The organism is Synechococcus sp. W55.2 (assembly GCF_047461635.1).
GTDB lineage: Bacteria > Cyanobacteriota > Cyanobacteriia > Thermostichales > Thermostichaceae > Thermostichus.
Window position 1 is genome coordinate 1 of sequence record NZ_JANSHM010000021.1, and the last position, 16022, is coordinate 16022.

Annotated in this window: 19 protein-coding genes and 1 pseudogene; 12 read left to right on the top strand and 8 right to left on the bottom strand. The window is 58.4% G+C overall.

Annotated features, from left to right (window positions below):
- Together NW828_RS06090 and NW828_RS06095 are read right to left on the bottom strand one after the other, a co-directional pair.
- A partial coding sequence (locus NW828_RS06090) for a deoxyribodipyrimidine photo-lyase (RefSeq protein ID WP_414382473.1) occupies nt 1-708 on the bottom strand: 708 nt, incomplete at its 3' end.
- A 122-nt stretch (nt 709-830) separates the two neighbouring features.
- The gene (locus NW828_RS06095; protein ID WP_238376842.1) at nt 831-1046 is read right to left on the bottom strand and encodes a hypothetical protein; all 216 of its coding nucleotides are present in this window, start codon (nt 1044-1046) and stop codon (nt 831-833) included.
- Between the two features lie 191 nt (nt 1047-1237).
- On the opposite strand from NW828_RS06095, the gene rbfA reads away from it, so the two are divergent.
- The 5 genes and pseudogenes from rbfA to NW828_RS06120 all read left to right on the top strand — a co-directional run bounded on the left by rbfA (nt 1238) and on the right by NW828_RS06120 (nt 4305).
- Nucleotides 1238-1672, top strand: coding sequence for a 30S ribosome-binding factor RbfA (gene rbfA, locus NW828_RS06100; protein ID WP_414382476.1), 435 nt, complete (start codon nt 1238-1240; stop codon nt 1670-1672).
- Between the two features lie 295 nt (nt 1673-1967).
- Nucleotides 1968-2501, top strand: a complete 534-nt coding sequence (locus NW828_RS06105; protein ID WP_414382478.1) for a hypothetical protein — start codon at nt 1968-1970, stop codon at nt 2499-2501.
- 41 nt (nt 2502-2542) lie between these two features.
- Entirely contained in the window at nt 2543-3367 is an 825-nt protein-coding gene (locus NW828_RS06110; RefSeq protein WP_414382480.1) for a pseudouridine synthase, read from the top strand.
- 68 nt (nt 3368-3435) lie between these two features.
- Nucleotides 3436-3645: pseudogene (locus NW828_RS06115) on the top strand (helix-turn-helix domain-containing protein); the annotation flags it as partial.
- The gene (locus NW828_RS06120) at nt 3643-4305 is read left to right on the top strand and encodes a DUF4115 domain-containing protein (RefSeq protein ID WP_414382536.1); all 663 of its coding nucleotides are present in this window, start codon (nt 3643-3645) and stop codon (nt 4303-4305) included. The pseudogene NW828_RS06115 and the gene NW828_RS06120, both read left to right, overlap by 3 nt.
- 16 nt (nt 4306-4321) lie before the next feature.
- Here NW828_RS06120 and NW828_RS06125 read toward each other — a convergent pair whose 3' ends face one another.
- The 5 genes from NW828_RS06125 to NW828_RS06145 all read right to left on the bottom strand — a co-directional run bounded on the left by NW828_RS06125 (nt 4322) and on the right by NW828_RS06145 (nt 9115).
- Nucleotides 4322-5011 (bottom strand): phosphoribosylanthranilate isomerase, encoded by a 690-nt coding sequence (locus NW828_RS06125; RefSeq protein WP_414382538.1) that lies wholly within the window; start codon nt 5009-5011, stop codon nt 4322-4324.
- Nucleotides 5012-5073: 62 nt separating this feature from the next.
- Nucleotides 5074-6144 (bottom strand): LOG family protein, encoded by a 1071-nt coding sequence (locus NW828_RS06130; RefSeq protein WP_414382482.1) that lies wholly within the window; start codon nt 6142-6144, stop codon nt 5074-5076.
- A 114-nt stretch (nt 6145-6258) separates the two neighbouring features.
- The gene (gene trxA, locus NW828_RS06135) at nt 6259-6600 is read right to left on the bottom strand and encodes a thioredoxin (RefSeq protein ID WP_011431863.1); all 342 of its coding nucleotides are present in this window, start codon (nt 6598-6600) and stop codon (nt 6259-6261) included.
- Nucleotides 6601-6986: 386 nt separating this feature from the next.
- Nucleotides 6987-7712 (bottom strand): NUDIX hydrolase, encoded by a 726-nt coding sequence (locus NW828_RS06140; RefSeq protein ID WP_414382483.1) that lies wholly within the window; start codon nt 7710-7712, stop codon nt 6987-6989.
- Between the two features lie 179 nt (nt 7713-7891).
- Nucleotides 7892-9115, bottom strand: a complete 1224-nt coding sequence (locus tag NW828_RS06145) for an ABC transporter ATP-binding protein (RefSeq protein WP_414373788.1) — start codon at nt 9113-9115, stop codon at nt 7892-7894.
- Between the two features lie 241 nt (nt 9116-9356).
- Here NW828_RS06145 and NW828_RS06150 point away from each other — a divergent pair, with 241 nt between their 5' ends.
- The 4 genes from NW828_RS06150 (at nt 9357) to apcD (ending at nt 13179) form a co-directional block, all read left to right on the top strand.
- Nucleotides 9357-10088 carry an SDR family oxidoreductase gene (locus NW828_RS06150; RefSeq protein ID WP_011431860.1) on the top strand — a complete coding sequence of 244 codons (732 nt, stop codon included), beginning with the start codon at nt 9357-9359 and terminating at the stop codon, nt 10086-10088.
- Between the two features lie 131 nt (nt 10089-10219).
- Nucleotides 10220-10909 carry a GTP cyclohydrolase I FolE gene (gene folE, locus NW828_RS06155; protein ID WP_011431859.1) on the top strand — a complete coding sequence of 230 codons (690 nt, stop codon included), beginning with the start codon at nt 10220-10222 and terminating at the stop codon, nt 10907-10909.
- Nucleotides 10910-11151: 242 nt separating this feature from the next.
- Nucleotides 11152-12501 carry a type IV pilus twitching motility protein PilT gene (locus tag NW828_RS06160; RefSeq protein ID WP_414382541.1) on the top strand — a complete coding sequence of 450 codons (1350 nt, stop codon included), beginning with the start codon at nt 11152-11154 and terminating at the stop codon, nt 12499-12501.
- Nucleotides 12502-12693: 192 nt separating this feature from the next.
- On the top strand, nt 12694-13179 hold the full coding sequence (gene apcD / locus NW828_RS06165; protein ID WP_011431857.1) for an allophycocyanin subunit alpha-B: 486 nt from the start codon (nt 12694-12696) through the stop codon (nt 13177-13179).
- 4 nt (nt 13180-13183) lie between these two features.
- On the opposite strand, the gene NW828_RS06170 is transcribed toward apcD, so the two are convergent.
- Nucleotides 13184-13867, bottom strand: coding sequence for a HEAT repeat domain-containing protein (locus NW828_RS06170; protein WP_414329553.1), 684 nt, complete (start codon nt 13865-13867; stop codon nt 13184-13186).
- Nucleotides 13868-13959: 92 nt separating this feature from the next.
- On the opposite strand from NW828_RS06170, the gene rpsO reads away from it, so the two are divergent.
- The 3 genes from rpsO (at nt 13960) to larC (ending at nt 15999) form a co-directional block, all read left to right on the top strand.
- A complete protein-coding gene (gene rpsO, locus NW828_RS06175) occupies nt 13960-14235 on the top strand; it encodes a 30S ribosomal protein S15 (RefSeq protein WP_011431855.1) in 276 nt (91 codons plus the stop codon).
- Between the two features lie 36 nt (nt 14236-14271).
- Nucleotides 14272-14709, top strand: a complete 438-nt coding sequence (locus tag NW828_RS06180) for a photosystem II biosynthesis protein (RefSeq protein ID WP_414382485.1) — start codon at nt 14272-14274, stop codon at nt 14707-14709.
- Nucleotides 14710-14805: 96 nt separating this feature from the next.
- Nucleotides 14806-15999, top strand: a complete 1194-nt coding sequence (gene larC, locus NW828_RS06185) for a nickel pincer cofactor biosynthesis protein LarC (protein ID WP_414382488.1) — start codon at nt 14806-14808, stop codon at nt 15997-15999.
- The last annotated feature ends 23 nt before the right edge of the window (nt 16000-16022 follow it).

Genomic DNA, 16022 nt, shown 5'->3' on the forward strand with positions numbered 1-16022 from the left:
TCTCAGTAGCGAAGTGCCCGGCTCAGCCGGGAAGTTGCGGGCTCGCTCGTAGTCCAAAATGCGCAAACCCTGACAAAAGTCTTCCAAAAGGGCTTGAGCCGCTGCTTCCCCCGCTGCTGGGATCCGCTGGTCGCAGACAAAGCCCAAATCTGCCAAAGTCGGTAGAGGCTGCGCTTTTAGTCCCGATACCGGCTGCAGACCCTCGGGGGTTGGGTAGGGATCCCGCTTGGGCAAGCTCGCCCACCTGCGCCAGAAGGGAGTGAAGACCGAATAGGGCTCCCCCGCCTGGGTCAACACTTCCCCCGGCCCGTGCAGCAGCATATCTTGGTAGGAGAAGGACTGGATCCCGGCTGCGGCCAAACTGGCCTGCACTCGACTCTCTTGCTGTAGGGCGAACGGCTCCCCATCGGCATTCCAAAACACGGCCCTGGCTCCCAGGTCTGTGGCCAAGCACCGCAACTCCACCGAGGGATCCCCCAGCCGCCAGATCAGTGGGATCCCCATCTGGGCGTAGCGCTCTTGGAGCTCTTGCAGAGCCTGAAGCAAAAAGGCCACCCTAGCTGGGGCCATGTCCGACCGTCTCAGCATCTGCGGGTCGAAAATGAAGACAGGCACCACCTGAGAGCTGCGCTGGGCTGCCTCATGAAGAGCTGTGTTGTCCCCTAACCGCAGATCGCGACGATGCCAAAGCAAAACGGGGGAAGTCATAGGCTGCCAAGCAATGGGATCCCATCTTGGCCGGTTGCCACCGCCCCTTTCAACTCACTCCCCCCAAGGCTGGGAGCCGGGGCGGCCAGAAGCTAAATTCTAAAGAACCTTGAAGAACCCTATCAAAGCTCTAGACTGTCGAACACCCGACTGGGACAATAGCGGCAGCGCTCCTCTGGCTTTTGCTGGCCATCGCTGTATCCCATCGCGTAAGCTGTATCCCCCAACATCACCACCAGCTGAGTCAGCTTCAGGGAAAGCAACGGGTCAAGCGGCTCCGTCACATTCAGCATAAACTGCTCAATGGAGCGCCGCAGCGCCTCTGGCGTCTTGATCATCACGTCTCCATCCATCCATCGATGGCTTTAGGTATACATACTCAAGGCAAGATGGACATGGACTCAGGATAAAGGTGGAAGGAAGAGATGCTCGTAGCATTGGCTACTGTTCTTGGGATCGAGCCGGCAAGGGCTGAGCTCCACACCAGCCAGAGCAGGCTTGCGGATGATGTTAGCCTAGGTATCCAAAAATGGCGACAGCGCGACGGGTGGCACGGGTAGCAGAGCTGATCAAACGAGAGGTCAGCCAAATCCTGCTCTCGGAGATCAAAGATGACCGGGTTGGGGCAGGGATGGTCAGCATTGTGGATGTCGAGGTTTCCAATGACCTGCAAAACGCCCGCATCTTCGTCAGCATTTATGGGGATGAGACAGCTCAACACCGAGCTATGGAAGGGCTAGCAGCGGCCACACCCTTTGTGCGGCGGGAAATCGGCCAGCGCCTCAGCCTGCGACGGGTGCCAACGGTGGTGTTTTTGCAGGATCGCTCTTTGGAGCGGGGATCCCGCGTTTTGGCCCTGCTCAACCAACTGAGACCGACCTTTGAGGCCAAGGCCCAGACTGGGGTTGAGGAACCGCTAGAGAACACCGCCGAGGGCGAAGAAAACCCATCGGGCGGTGAATAATTGCACCGATGGCTAAGCAGACCAGATAGAGAGGCCTTTGCTTTGCAGCAATGCGGACAACATGAAAGAAAGATTTTTTACCGTTCGTGTCGCGTAAGCGGGCCCTGAAGTTTTTGGATTTGTTAGGCTTAAGGGAGCTATACAGCCCTTCCCCCGATCGTCTATCCGTACAGGACTCCATGTCTGCGGCACACTTGCGCAAACCAGAGCGCTCTGCTCCAAAGGGCAGCGGCGTTGTTGTGGTCAACCTGCGAAAGGGCTGTAAGGTTGCTGTCCATGCCTTTCCTGCCTTTTCATGGATGTTCAAAGCCCACTGCAACCGGATCCCTCTCTAGGGGGTGCTACTCCACTCCAAGCTCTGCAGGCCCTCAACCAGAGTGTTGCCGAAGCTCTGGTTTCCTGCTTGAAAGGGCAACCCCAACAGGCCACTCAGCACCTTTTGCTGGCTCTGCCGCAGCTCATGGCAGCTCTGGGGGCCTTGAGGCAAAAATCTTCCGTTCGCGTAAGCGGGCCGGAGGTCTTGGCCGAGCCTGCAGGCTGCCCTTCAGAAGCCCAGCCCAAGCGCATCCTTCACATCGAAGGCAACCGCGTGGAAGTGTGGGTGGATAACCAAATTCGCAGCAGTTGGAGCATTTGGTCGGTGGGAGATCTCAAGGAAGTCTGCCGGCTGGCAGAAGAGTTTGACTGTGGCCTCAGCTATTCTCTAGGAGGAAACTCAGAGTCTCAGTCGGAGATGCTGCTGTTGCCCTCCAATTCTGCTGATTTGTCCGACCGGCTCTCCAACCCCGTTCACGTAAGCGGGCCGGAGGCCCCAGGCTCTGCCGCCTAGCACCCCCAGCTTCGGTTGCTGCTTTTGCTGCTCAAATCCCCATGGCAGAACCCCAACGGCTACAGAAGCTCTTGGCTCAGCAGGGATTGGCCTCGCGTCGCCAGGTGGAAGCTTGGATCCTGGCCGGGCGCGTTCGGGTCAATGGGAAGGTGGTCACTGAGCTGGGCTCCAAAGCCGACCCAGAGCGGGATTGCATCGAGGTGAATGGGCAAGTGATCCCTTTGGCCAAGGATCCGGCGCGCTATGTTTTGCTCCTGCACAAGCCAGTGGGGGTTTTGTCAACCTGTGCAGATCCTTGGGGACGCAAGACGGTGCTGGATCTGCTCCCCCCATCTTGGAAACGGCAAACCCGCCTCTACCCGGTGGGCCGACTGGATGCGGACAGCAGTGGCGCTTTGCTGCTCACCAACGATGGCGACTTGACCTTGAAGCTGACCCATCCGCGCTATCATCTGCCCAAAACCTACCGGGTACAGGTACAAGGGCATCCGAGTCAGGCCACTCTGCAACATTGGCGAGACGGAGTAGACTTAGAGGGGTACACCACTCTGCCGGCGGAGGTGGAGTTTTGTCCTGCCCCGGATTTCCGGCAAAGGGAGCATCCCAATTGCTCCTGGCTGAGGGTGGTGTTGTTTGAGGGACGCAACCGGCAAATTCGGCGGGTGGCGGAGCGTCTTGGGCATCCGGTGCTCAGCTTACATCGGGAAGCCATTGGCCCACTGGGCTTGGGCAACCTGAAAGCAGGCCAGTTCCGCCAGTTGGATCCCCATGAGCTCCAAGCTTTGCTGGCCCCTCTCACCGGGCGCAGCAGCTCATCCTCGCTCGGGAAGCGCCCTCTAAGGCCTCCGGCCCGCTCACGCGATTAGCTCGTCAGAGCCTCTAACTGAGTGCAAACTCTCACAGTAGCCTCCTTTCTTCCGCAGGTGGCCAAATGATGCAAGAGCCAGCACACTCTTTAGAAGCCCTGGGATCCCTGTTGCGGCAAACACGGGAGGCACGGGGACTGACGTTGACAGAAGTAGCTAACGATACCTTCATTCGCTGCCAATATCTGCAGGCGCTGGAGGAAGCTGACTTGAGCCGGTTACCGGAGCCGGTGTATGTGCGAGGGTTTCTCAAGCGCTATGCCGACTATTTGGGGTTGGATGGCGAAACCCTCTCTCGGCGTGCCTCTCCGCTTTTATCGGCCAAAACCCCCCGCGCGCCAGCTCCTCTTGCTGTTGTCGGCCAGCAACCTGCCTTTGCCCTGCGCCCTCTCCACCTTTGGGCCGCTTATGTGGTGCTGATTGTGCTGACGGTGGGGGGATTATCAGCTCTTTTGGAGGGCACAGGCAATCCTTTTGGGCGTTGGCTGGTGAGCCTGCCAACAGTTGGCCGGGAAGGCTCCGGCCAGCAACCGCCTGCTGCCAACTCCCCGGATCCCACTCTGTCGGCAGCTCAGCCCACGGCCCGCCAACTGTTTCCCACCCTCGACCAATGGACGCGCATTCAGGGCGTCTTCCCCGAGGTCTTGGAAGCTCACTCAGGGGGGGCGGGGCGCAAGCCGGTGCGTCTGGATATTCGCGTGGTGGAGCGCCCTTCCTGGTTGCGGGTCATCGCCGATGGGCAAACGGTCTTCGAGGCCACCTTACAACCGGGGGCTGAGTTGAATTGGGAAGCGGAGCAGTCAATCGTGTTGCGTACCGGCAATGCGGGCGGTGTGTTGGTGACCTTTAACGACCGGGAGCTTGGAGTGATGGGCCGATTTGGGGAAGTGAAAGAGCTGATGTTCGAGCCGGGGTTGGATATTCAGTCGCTGCAGTAGGAACCCAGCCAAATGATCATCCCGTTGCGCTTGGCGTTATCGGCGGCAGAGTAGGAGCAATCTCCCACCCTTGGGAGCCAAGCTGCTGCAGCAGATGCCGGACTTTGTCGATGTCTTTATCGCCTGGCCGACGTTCCACACCACTGGAGAGGTCGATGCCGCTTGGCTGCAGGTGGCTGAGTGCCTGCAGAACATTGTCCGGGTTCAGCCCACCGGCCAGTAGCCAAGGCAAGGGCAGGGAGCGGTGGGCAAGTTCTGACCAATTCAGAGTTCGCCCCGTTCCACCCGCCTGTTGGGGGTGATAAGCATCCAAAAGCAGCATCTCCACACAGTCTCGGTAGAGATTGGCCACTTCCAGATCTTGCGGCTGGCGGACGCGCAGGGCCTTGATGCGGCGGATCCCGGGAAGCCATTTCCCCAATTGCTGACAATCTTGCGGGGATTCTTGGCCATGCAACTGGACAGCCGTGAGGCCCACCGTTTCCACCCAGGCGGCGATGGCGCGGGGATCCTGATCCAGAAAGACCCCTACTTTTTCCACGTGGTCGGGCAGGGATCCCACCCAACGAGCCATTTCCGAGAGGGGCAAATAGCGGGGGGTATTGGGCACCGCGATGAACCCAAGGGCACTCACCCCCAGCGCGGCGATGGCCTCCGCCTGATCCTGACGGGTGATGCCGCAGATTTTGACAAACAACCGGCCCATTGGGAGCACCACCAAAACAATTGGCTGCTGGTTCTTGGATGGTTCTGAGAGCGCTGATACATCTACTTTTGTTCAGGGCGCATTTGCAGAGGATCCGGCTGTTCCGAGTGAAGCTTGTTGATCCGGCGCACCATTTGCCATAGCCGTCCAAAGTTGCGCTGGTTGAAGTGCATCACCAGCCGTGGCAGATGGGCAATATCTTCCTCGGCTTCCTCCGGCAAGGCCCCAGTTTGCTCGATCCGGCCCGAATCGAGAATATCGGCAAACTCTTCGTTTAAAATCTCTAGGGCTTCCGGTGAAAGTTTGGTGTTCAAGCGCAAAACCAGGAGCTCTCGCACGTAGCGATTGCTGTGAAAGACGCGATAAAAATCGACAATCTGCTGGCAGGCATCTTCCACGTCGTCGGTTAGGGTGTAGAGGAAGAGATCTTCTGGGCTGATCAAGCCGCGACCAAGCAGGTGCTCCCGCACGTATTCGTCCCATTCTTTCCAGTAGCAGCCACCTGTTCTGTCCACCAGCACCAAGGGCATGAGCTTGGTTTTGCCGGTTTGCATCAGGGTTAAGCATTCAAAGGCTTCATCCTGAGTGCCGAAACCGCCGGGAAAAAGCACCAGCGCGTCGGTTTCTTTAACAAAAAAGAGCTTGCGCGAAAAGAAATACTTGAAGTTGATGACCCGATCGCTGGCAGCAATAACGGGATTGGCCATTTGCTCAAAGGGAAGCTGGATATTGAGCCCAAAAGAGTTTTCCAGCCCTGCCCCTCGGTTGCCGGCTTCCATAATGCCGCCGCCGCCCCCCGTCATGACCATGAATCCCCGTTGACTGATGCAGTAGGCGAACAACTGGGCCTGGCGATATTCGGGACTTTCTGGCCCCAGTCGTGCCGACCCGAAAACGGTGATCTTGCGTTGGTGGGCATAGTTTTGGAAGGCGGCAAACCCCTGCTCCAGATCCTCAAGAGTAGCCGCCAAGATCTTGGCATCTAAACGGCTCAGCTCCAGGGATCCCATGCGCTGCAGCGACTGCACAATACGCAGCCAGGCTGTCCGGTTGGGATGATACTCCAACTGCTTTAGGCGGGTCTCAGCGTTGGAAAAAACTTCTTGCAGAAGGGAAGAAACGGAATCGGTCAAGCTGGGATCCTAAAGTTCTCTGGAATTACTTTAATCAGTTCTCGGCACAAAATGGCAGCTGGGTTCTAATCCAGAACCCAAAAGTTACATTCTGAAACACCCAAGGCATAGCCCTCAGGCTTCGGCAGGTGTGTCGAAGTGCTTTTCCAAAATCGTGGTTAGAGTTGCCTTGGGTACGGCGCCAACCACCACATCCACTTTCTGGCCGCCCTTGAACAACATCAGGGTGGGAATGCTGCGAATACCGTACTGGCTGGCAGTTTGAGGGTTCTCGTCAGTATTAATTTTTACAACCTTAACTTTGCCGACATACTGCTCAGCTATCTCCTGAACCACAGGAGCCACCATCCGGCAGGGGCCACACCAAGGTGCCCAAAAATCGACCAAAACCGGAATATCGCTGCGCAGCACCTCTGCCTCAAAGGTAGCATCAGCGATATCTATTGCTGCAGACATGCTTGGAGAACTCCTGAAACAATACCTATCATGGTTTCTAATCTTAGCACAGCTCTCTGGCTGCTGCTGACCGAAAACTCGGCGTCGCAGGCCCCGGCGTTCATGCCTGGGGATAAGTCACCGTCTCATGACAGGACGGGAGACTCGCTCCACCCGCTTATGGGAGGGTGCAGCGTTAAAGGTGAAGTAGAAGTATCTGGGGTGTTTTGGCATCTCAGTAGTTGAGGAGATGGCGTCCCCCACGAGGATATAGGCCCTCGTGTAGCCCATTGCAACGAAGCGCGAGGAGCGTGGAGCGATGGAAAAAATCCCCCGGCTTTAGCCGTGGGGAGAACGTTAACGATCTGGCTGGACTGGCCGGATTAGCATTGGTGAGCTGGGATCCCTTAGACAAATACCATTGGCTTATGACGGATTTTCTCGAAAGCAGCCGCATCAAAACGGTAGAGGGTTGCCGGTCTGCCTGTTCCTTGGGAACTTTTCTGGCCGGTATCTTGCAAGATACCCAGTTTCAGTAGGCGGGCGCGAAAATTGGAGTAGTCGGAGAACCCCTCGCCCAAAACGGTGCCGTAGAGCTGATAGACCTCCCCTAGCGTGAAGGTGGCGGGCAAAATGTCAAAGGCAATCGGGCTGTACTCCAACTTGGCGCAGAGGCGACGGCGGGCATAGCGGCAAATCTCTTCGTGGTCAAAGGCCAAGGGGGGAATCTGGTCGGCGGGATACCAGGCAATGCCCTCCACTCCGTCTGCCAGCAATTCAGCATCCTGGAACCGCACCAGGGCAAAGTAGCTGACCGACAGGTAGCGCACTCCATAGCCATCCTCGGCCTCGCGGGGATCCCGCTCCGGCCCCCCGAAGGTGTAGAGCTGCTCCAGATAGAGGTTTTTAACACGAATTTTCTCCGCCAAGATGCGGTAGGCCGCTGCTTCTAGGGATTCTGAGCGCCGCACCAGTGTTCCTGGCAGGGCCCAGCAACCGCGGAAGGGATCCTCCCGCCGCCGCACCAGCAGCACCAGGAGGCGATTCTGCTCAGTGTCGATGGAGAAAATGACCGCATCCACGCCCACCCGGAACTCCGCCAAGGCGATCCGGTTCTCCGATGGGCCTGCCACGATGCGGGATCCCTGCATAGCTTGGCACTGAATCCTCCACCAACAGCCTACCCAGTTTGTCCCTCCAGAGGGAGCTACCAGCCTGGACCACCGTCTTGCCAGTCTAAGCCCTATCTGGGGCGAAGGCTTTCGTGTCGCGGGGAAGATGGGTTGCTAAAGGTGTGCAAAAGAACCCCGACTCAGGCAACACTTTTACTTTTTGCGCGATTTGGCTCTTTTTCAGCCACGGAGGACCCCTCAGCGAGGGGGAACAGCCGACCTTGCCCAACAGCAATGTGAACCCGCGCGCCCACAGGCAGGGCTTCCCGGGCTAGGGCGTGCAATTCTTTGCCGGCTGCTGTGATCAGGCAATAGCGGTACTCTCGCCCCAAAAACTGTCGATCCCGAATGACAATGCCGCCCTGAGGATCAGGATGCAAATGCAACTCCTCCTGTCGAACCATCAACTCTGCGCAGCGCAAGCTGGGGTCGGGCTGATCCCTCAAAGCCTGGAATGGGATGTGCAGCAGCTCTTCAGCCTGCCAACCAAACTCCCGCCGCTCACAGCGGAGAAAGTTGGCCTGGGTAATAAACTCTGCCACGAAGCGAGTAGCCGGCTCCCGGTAAACCTCCTCCGGGGATCCCCATTGCTCAATACGGCCTTCCCGCATCACCGCCACCCAGTCGGAAAGGCAGAGAGCCTCCTCTTGGTCGTGGGTGACAAAAATGGCCGAGGTCTGGGTTTGCTTGAGGATTTTGCGGATTTCTTCCCGCAGGTAGTAGCGCACCTGCACATCCAAATTGCTCAGCGGCTCATCCAACAGGATCAAGCTAGGCCTGGGGGCCAAAGCCCGCGCCAAAGCCACCCGCTGCTGCTGCCCGCCCGAAAGCTCGTGGGGATAACGATGGGTGTAGTCTTCCAGGCCCACCAACCGCAACACCTCGTAAGCGCGTTCCCGCGCCTGTTGGGCAGCGCCTCGCAACTCAGCTCGCAACTCAGTTGAGGAGGAGCGATTGCCACCCCCTGCCGCCGACGCAAACGGGGTAGTGGGTCGGAGGCCAAACATCACATTGGCCAACACGTTCAAGTGGGGAAACAGGGCAAAATCCTGAAACACCAGCCCCACTCCCCGTCGCTCCGGTGGGATCCACTGCCCCTCCCCAGCCACAACCTGCCCCCCCAGCAGGATCCGCCCGCTATCCGGCTGCTCAAATCCGGCAATGGTGCGCAATAAGGTGGTTTTCCCACAACCTGATGGGCCCACAATGCTGAGGATGTCTCCTTGGGGCAGGCGAAACTCGACTTCCCGCAAAACCAACTGCCGCTGGCCGGGAAACCCCTTGCTGATGCCCTCAAGCTGAAGGATGTAGGAGGGATCCTCCCGCGCGGCAGTGGGGCTTGGAGAAAACAAAGACTCAGCCATGACGGTTGTTGTTGCAAAAGATTTTCACCATTTTTACCACACTACCATACTCCCAGACCCCACCTAGCCGGATCGAGGTTCAACAGCCAGCGGACGGATCTTGAGCAGGACAGGCTGAGGTCTCTGCGCCCTACCCTGATTCCAAGGGAAGCGATGGAAAATCAGTGTTACACTTAGTTAAGGAAGTTTCTCAGGTTGGGTGGCGCTTGCTTGTGTGGCGCACGCCAGAGGCTTGTTGTAAATGAGTTTTGAGACAAAGTTTCCCGAACGTGCTCTGATTACAGGGGCCAGTCGAGGGATCGGCAGAGCGGTAGCCCTAGCCCTAGCCCGACAAGGGATAGCGGTGGCTCTGGTGGCCCGCTCCCAACCTGATCTGCTGGCGGTGCAAGCCCAAATCCAAGCCCAGGGCGGCAAGGCAGCGGTTTTTCCCATGGACTTGGCCGACTTAGCAGCTCTGCCCCAGCAGTTGCAGGCTCTCCTGGATCGATTTGGCGTCTGCGATGTCTTGGTCAATAATGCGGGCATGGCCCACGTTGGCCCTTTGGCCACCTTACCTTTGTCGGATTGGCAGCGAGTGATCGACTTGAACTTGACGGCAGCTTTTCTGTGTGCCCAAGCCGTACTTCCCGGAATGCGCCGGCAGCGCTGCGGCACGATTGTCAACGTCATCTCGATTGCGGGCAAGCGAGCTTTTCCCAACTGGGGAGCTTACTGTGCCAGCAAGTTCGGCCTAATGGGCTTTTCTCAAGCTTTGGCCGAAGAGGAACGACAGCATGGCATTCGGGTCACCAGCCTGTGCCCTGGTGCCGTGGACACGTCCCTCTGGGATACGGGCACGGTAGGGGTCAACTTCGACCGTTCCAAAATGCTCTCGCCGGAATGGGTAGCCGATTTGATTACCTATATTGTTCGGTTGCCCACAGGTGCGGTGGTGGAAGATCTCACCTTCATGCCTGCGGTGGGAGCCTTTTAGACCTGGCTGGTTTGGGGTTGCCCGTGACTTGGGAAGGTTTTGGCTATCGCAGCCTTTGACTGGATGCCACCTGAGCTGAGTTGCATGCACCGAGTTCTCTTAGCCTTTCGTTAACCAAGGAATATCCTGCTATGACCCTTGCGAAACCCGGATCTGGCTCGCAATCTCGAATGGATGACAAAGCCCATTTCAAGTCTCGGGTGATTCGAGATCGAGCCACTTTTGCGGAAGAAGAATTGGGTAGCTCGGATGTCTCAGATCCGGCTATGGTGGCGGCGGTGGAGACGCTGCTGCGGGGGATCGGGGAGGATCCCCAACGGGAGGGGCTGCGAAAAACCCCGGAACGAGTGGTTGCGGCTTTAAAGTTTTTGACCAGTGGGTATCGGCAGTCTTTGGAGGAGCTACTGAACAGTGCCATCTTTGATGAGGGCCATGACGAGATGGTGCTGTTGCGGGATGTGTCTCTGTTTAGCCTGTGCGAGCACCATCTGCTGCCCTTTATCGGCAAAGCCCATGTGGCCTACATCCCCAAGCAAAAGGTGGTGGGCCTAAGCAAAATTGCCCGTATCGTCGAGATGTACTCCCGCCGCCTGCAGGTTCAGGAACGCCTGACACGGCAAATTGCTGAGGCCTTGATGGAGGTGCTGGATCCCTACGGGGTGGGGGTGGTTATCGAGGCTACCCACATGTGCATGGTGATGCGGGGGGTACAAAAGGCCGGCTCCTGGACGGTCACCAGCTCGATGGTGGGGGTGTTTCAGGAGGATCCCCGTACCCGCGAAGAGTTTCTGAGTCTCATTCGCCATCCGTCCAATTTTTAGGGAGCTTCCCGGAGCTTTGTCGGTGAGTGGGTTAAGCCTCTGCTCAGGCGGGGAATGCTAGCCTAAGATCGACGCAAACCCTGCCAGAAGCGAGGCTTGTCATGAGCGAGGTCAGCCCCGAAAACCAGTTTCCCACCGATTTGGACTCCAATTGGCAGCCCCCGGCTCCGCTGGTCATGCAGCGTCCGTCTCGTCCGGCTGCTCCGGTGCCCCCGGTGGAGCCTCCAACGCAACTGGATCCAGTGCTCGGTTCAGCCTCCCAAGGGACGGGATCCCGGCCTGTCAACGCCAAAAGCCCCCCCAACCCCATTCTGGGTCGGCCCCTTCCGCCTGGTGTGGCTGTCGCTCCCCCTCAGGTACCGGTGCCTGTGCCGGGCTCTGCCGCTTCTCCTCAGATGCCCCCGCCCACCCCGGCTGCTGCTCGGCCTCCAGTGCCGCCGCCCAGCCCCAATCCTGCCGCTCCGCCTTTTGCGCCACCAGCTCGCCCAACGGCTGCCGGTCGGATCCCAGTGGCTCCAGCTGCTCCTGCGGGCCTGACCCTGCGCCAACTGGTGCAGGAAGCCTATGACAAAGGCTACTCAGATATTCATTTGGGGGTAGGAGAAGTGCCCCGCTTTCGGGATCGGGGGCAAATGCTTTTGACCAACTACCCGGTCACCACCACCGAGATGTTCTATGGCTGGCTGCGGGAAAGCCTGCCGGAGAGCCAAATTCGCCAGTTTGAGGAATGTTTGGAACTGGATACTGCCATCCAGTACGAGGGTTTGGTGCGGTGTCGGGTCAACTGCTTTGTTTCCCTGCTTGGCCCGGCTATGGTGATGCGTCTGATCCCGTTGAAAATTTTGACGCTGGAGCAGTTGCGGGCACCGGAAGTGCTAAAGCGCATTGCCGAGGAGCAGAAAGGCTTGGTTTTGGTGACCGGCCCCACCGGCTCCGGTAAGTCCACGACCTTGGCGGCGATGGTGGACTACATCAACTCCAACTTTCCCAAACACATCATTTCCATCGAGGATCCCATCGAGTTCGTCCACCAGAGCAAGAAATCGATGGTGCGGCAGCGGGAGGTCGGGATCCACACCCTGGAATTTGCCAATGCCCTGAAAGCCTCTCTGCGGGAAGATCCGGACATCATCCTGATTGGGGAGATGCGGGATCGAGAGACAGTGGATATTGCCCTGAAGGCCGGCCAGACGGGCCACTTGGTCTTTGGAACCCTGCACACCAACAGCGCCGTCCGCACCATCGAGCGTCTGCTGGGGATTTACAAGCCGGAAGAACAGGAGCCGATGCGTCTGCAGCTGGCAGAAACCCTGGTGGCGATCATCGCTCAAACCCTGGTGCGCACCACCGATGGCAAGCGAGCTGCGGCCCACGAGATCATGCGCAACACCGATGCCATTCGGGACTACATCAAGCGGGGGGCGGTGGATGAAATTGAGGAGCTGATCGCCGACGGCTCCTATGAGGGCATGTGTACCATGAATCAATCCCTGTTTAGGCTTTACCAAGAGGGGCGGATTACCGAAGAGGTGTGTCTGGAGGCTGCCCCGCGCCGCAATGAGATGGCCCAATGGCTGCGAGGCCGGATCTAGGGCCAGTCTCGAGATGGAGTCACGCCAAAGTGCTTGAGGGAAGGTTTGCCCTATCCTAAACTGGGAGCAGCCGGCGGCGCTGGCTTGCCGAGCTACCTGCTCATCTCTTGGGCCGACCTTGGGCTTGGGGGATGGGTTGCTGGATTGATGAACCGAATTGAAAGCAAGTTAGAAAACAGGAGAATCCCTACCGTGAGCGTGATCAACCAGATCATCGAGACCGCGGATGACCAGCTGCGTTACCTCTCAGTTAGCGAACTGGAAGCCATCAGGAATTACATGACCACCGGCGAGAGGCGCTTGCAAATCGCTCAGGTGTTAGCAGAAAACAAAAAGCGCATCATTGACCAGGCCCAGAAGCAGCTATTCGCCAAGCGGCCCGAGTATGTGCAACCCGGTGGCAATGCCTACGGCGACAAGCGCTACAACCAATGTTTGCGAGATTACGACTGGTATCTGCGCCTGGTGACCTATGGCATTATTGCCGGCAGCAAAGAGCCGATTGAGTCTATCGGCCTGATAGGGGTGCGGGAAATGTACAATGCCCTCAACGTACCCATCGCCGGCATGATCGATGCGATTGTCTTTTTGAAGGAAGCTGCCCTCAGCTTGTTGGAGCCGGCGGCAGCCGCTGAAGCCGCCCCTTACTTTGACTACATCATCAATGCCATGAGCTAGGGAACTACAGGGATCCCAAGGCAGCCCGGGCATGTACGGCCACCTGTTCTTGGGAATCCTGGGCCAGCCGGGTCAGTCCGGCGCGAGCGGCTTCTGTTCCCAACTTGGCCAGGGCAATGCAGACGCGGTAGCGCAGTTGCCAGTCGTCGGAATCAATGAGGGGATCCAGGTAGGGGATGGCCCGCGGATCCCCCAGATCGCCCAAGGCAGCGGCAGCGGCTGTGGTGATCAGCTCGCTCTTGTCCTGCAAAGCTTCCACCAGAGTGTCGAAGGCGGCAGGGTTCCCCAGCTCTCCCAGGGCAGCGATGATGCTAAACCGTACCAGCCACTCCGTTTCTCGCCGATAAGCTTCCAGGAGATCGGCCAGGGCCTGTGGCTGCTTGAGATCCCCCAGGGCAGCGGCGGCAGCAGCCCGCACATCGAACTCCGGATCCTCTCGCAAAGAGCGCTGCAAAATGGGCAACAGTAGGTTCGGATCGACGCCAGACAGGGTGCCCATCTGGCTGATGGCAGCATAACGGACGCGGGCATTCTCGTCGTGAATCGCTCGCTGCAGCAATGTCAGGGCTTCTGGCCCAGGCAGTTCTCTGGCTTTGTTGACAGCGCGCAGCCGATTTCCCAAGTCTTGTGAGTTCAACAGCTCCAGCAAAGCGGGCAGTGCCGGAGGATCCCCAGAGGTTGTTGTCATATCCCATTCTCTCCATAACCCTCCTCGGCCATAGCGAGGGAGGAAAAGCCGATGTTATTATCTTGAAGCAGTGCATCCAGTCCCTTGATCTTATGGCCTTATTGCAACAAGAGAAGCAGCAGATCATTGAGAGCTATCGACTGCACGACACCGACACCGGTTCTGCCGAGGTTCAGGTGGCTCTGCTCACCAGTCGCATCAACCAGCTCTCTCAGCACCTTCAGAGAAACCCGAAGGATTTCAACTCCCGCCGCGGCCTGCTGATGATGATCGGTCGTCGCAAGCGTTTGCTCAACTACATCGCCAAGCATTCTCCTGACCGCTTCCGGGAGCTGGCCGAACGGCTGAACATCCGGGTGAAAAAGTAGGCAGCCCATCCAAAACGCTATCGGAGATCTGTCTTCGTGGGCAAATCCAGCCGCCAGTCCAAAACCTTTCGCCGTCGCTCCCCCTCTGCCTCTGTTGAGGTGGAGAAGAAGCCGGCCAAGAAGGAGCCTGTTGCCGTGATTCCCCCTGAGGTCAGCCGGCGGATGGTGCGGCGGATTCTGGTGTTTTCTGGGATCCCTTCGGGGCTAGGTCTGAGCAGCTTTTTTGTGAATTACTATCTCTTGACCAACCACGTGGTTCCTCTGCCCCCTTACTTCACCTTGGCAGAGTCGCTGACCTTGTTTGGCCTTGGTTTTTTGGGCATTAGCTACGGTGTGTTCTCGGCTTCCTGGGATCCCCAGCCCGGATCCCTGCTGGGAATTGGAGAATTCCGGCGCAATTTGGGCAACATTATCCAACAGTGGCGGGAATCTGCTGCTCGATCTTCTGAATCTTCTGACTCTAGGGAAGCCTAACTGCTCTCCCGTCGCCTTTTCCAGGCCGGTTGCTGCCTACAATCAAGAGGGATCCAAGTCCATTCTGGCGGCAGCGGCTACCCCCAGTTCTCCAGCATGAAAATAGCCTACTTCGACTGTGCGGCGGGCATTGCCGGCGATATGTGTCTAGGAGCCCTGCTGGATTGCGGGGTGCCTTTGGAGTACCTCAACCGTCAGCTCCAGGCGTTGGGCATCGAGGGGGAATATAGCCTGCAGGTGAGCCGGGTGCAGCGGTGTGGGCAGCCCGCTCTGCAAGCCGTGGTGGAGGTGCTGGGATCCCAGAGTGGGGGATCCCTTGCTCGGCACTGGTCGGAGATTCAGGCTTTGATTGCCGGATCCCAGCTTTCCCCAGCCATTAAGGCCCGCAGCTTGGCGGTGTTTGAAAAGTTGGCGCAGGCAGAAGCAAAAGTCCATCAAGTGCCCGTGGAAAAAGTGCACTTTCACGAAGTGGGGGCAGTGGATGCTTTGGTGGATATTGTCGGCACTTGCATCGGCCTGGATTGGCTGCAGGTGGAGCGGGTGTTGTCATCCCCCCATCCTATTGGGGGCGGCTGGGTGAGCACAGAGCATGGCAAATTGGCCGTGCCGGTGCCGGCGGTGATCGAGTTGTGGGAAATGGGCCGCGTGCCGGTGTTCAGCAACGGGGTGGAAGCCGAGCTGGTAACCCCCACAGGAGCAGCCTTGGCTGTGGCGTTGGCGGAAGAGTTTGGCCCCTGTCCGCCGATGCGGGTGGAAAAAGTGGGGCGTGGGGCCGGTGCCCAAGAGCTGCCCATTCCCAATGTGCTTCGTCTGTGGATTGGGGAAGCCGATGGGGGAGAGCTAACGGAAACGGTATCGGTGTTGCAGACCCAAATCGACGATCTCAACCCCCAAGTGGTTGCCTACACCTGCGAGCAGTTGTTGGCCCTCGGGGCCTGGGACGTGTTTACCCAGCCGATCACCATGAAACAGGGGCGGCCGGGGATCCTGCTCACCGTTATCTGTCCGCCGGATCGGGTGCCGGAGTGTCAAGATCTCATCTTCCGGGAGACCACCACCCTGGGCATTCGCCACTTCCAACAGCAGCGCACCCTGCTGGAGCGGGTTATCGAGCGGGTGGAAACCCCTTACGGCTTGGTCGACATCAAAGTGGCCCGCCACCATGGCCGCATCGTCAACGCTCAGCCGGAGTTTCGCGACTGTGTGGCCCGCGCCCAGGAGTTTCACGTGCCGGTTCAGACGGTGTGGCTGGCGGCCCAATCGGCTTGGCAAAGCCGGTTGCAAGGTTGAAGGGACACTGAACCTGTTCCACC

Coding starts and splice junctions, on each gene's coding strand:
- NW828_RS06095 (WP_238376842.1), bottom strand. CDS start 1,046: ATGATCAAGACGCCAGAGGCGCTGCGGCGCTCCATTGAGCAGTTTATG.
- rbfA (WP_414382476.1), top strand. CDS start 1,238: ATGGCGACAGCGCGACGGGTGGCACGGGTAGCAGAGCTGATCAAACGA.
- NW828_RS06105 (WP_414382478.1), top strand. CDS start 1,968: ATGGATGTTCAAAGCCCACTGCAACCGGATCCCTCTCTAGGGGGTGCT.
- NW828_RS06110 (WP_414382480.1), top strand. CDS start 2,543: ATGGCAGAACCCCAACGGCTACAGAAGCTCTTGGCTCAGCAGGGATTG.
- NW828_RS06125 (WP_414382538.1), bottom strand. CDS start 5,011: ATGGGCCGGTTGTTTGTCAAAATCTGCGGCATCACCCGTCAGGATCAG.
- trxA (WP_011431863.1), bottom strand. CDS start 6,600: ATGTCTGCAGCAATAGATATCGCTGATGCTACCTTTGAGGCAGAGGTG.
- NW828_RS06145 (WP_414373788.1), bottom strand. CDS start 9,115: ATGGCTGAGTCTTTGTTTTCTCCAAGCCCCACTGCCGCGCGGGAGGAT.
- NW828_RS06150 (WP_011431860.1), top strand. CDS start 9,357: ATGAGTTTTGAGACAAAGTTTCCCGAACGTGCTCTGATTACAGGGGCC.
- folE (WP_011431859.1), top strand. CDS start 10,220: ATGACCCTTGCGAAACCCGGATCTGGCTCGCAATCTCGAATGGATGAC.
- NW828_RS06170 (WP_414329553.1), bottom strand. CDS start 13,867: ATGACAACAACCTCTGGGGATCCTCCGGCACTGCCCGCTTTGCTGGAG.
- rpsO (WP_011431855.1), top strand. CDS start 13,960: ATGGCCTTATTGCAACAAGAGAAGCAGCAGATCATTGAGAGCTATCGA.
- larC (WP_414382488.1), top strand. CDS start 14,806: ATGAAAATAGCCTACTTCGACTGTGCGGCGGGCATTGCCGGCGATATG.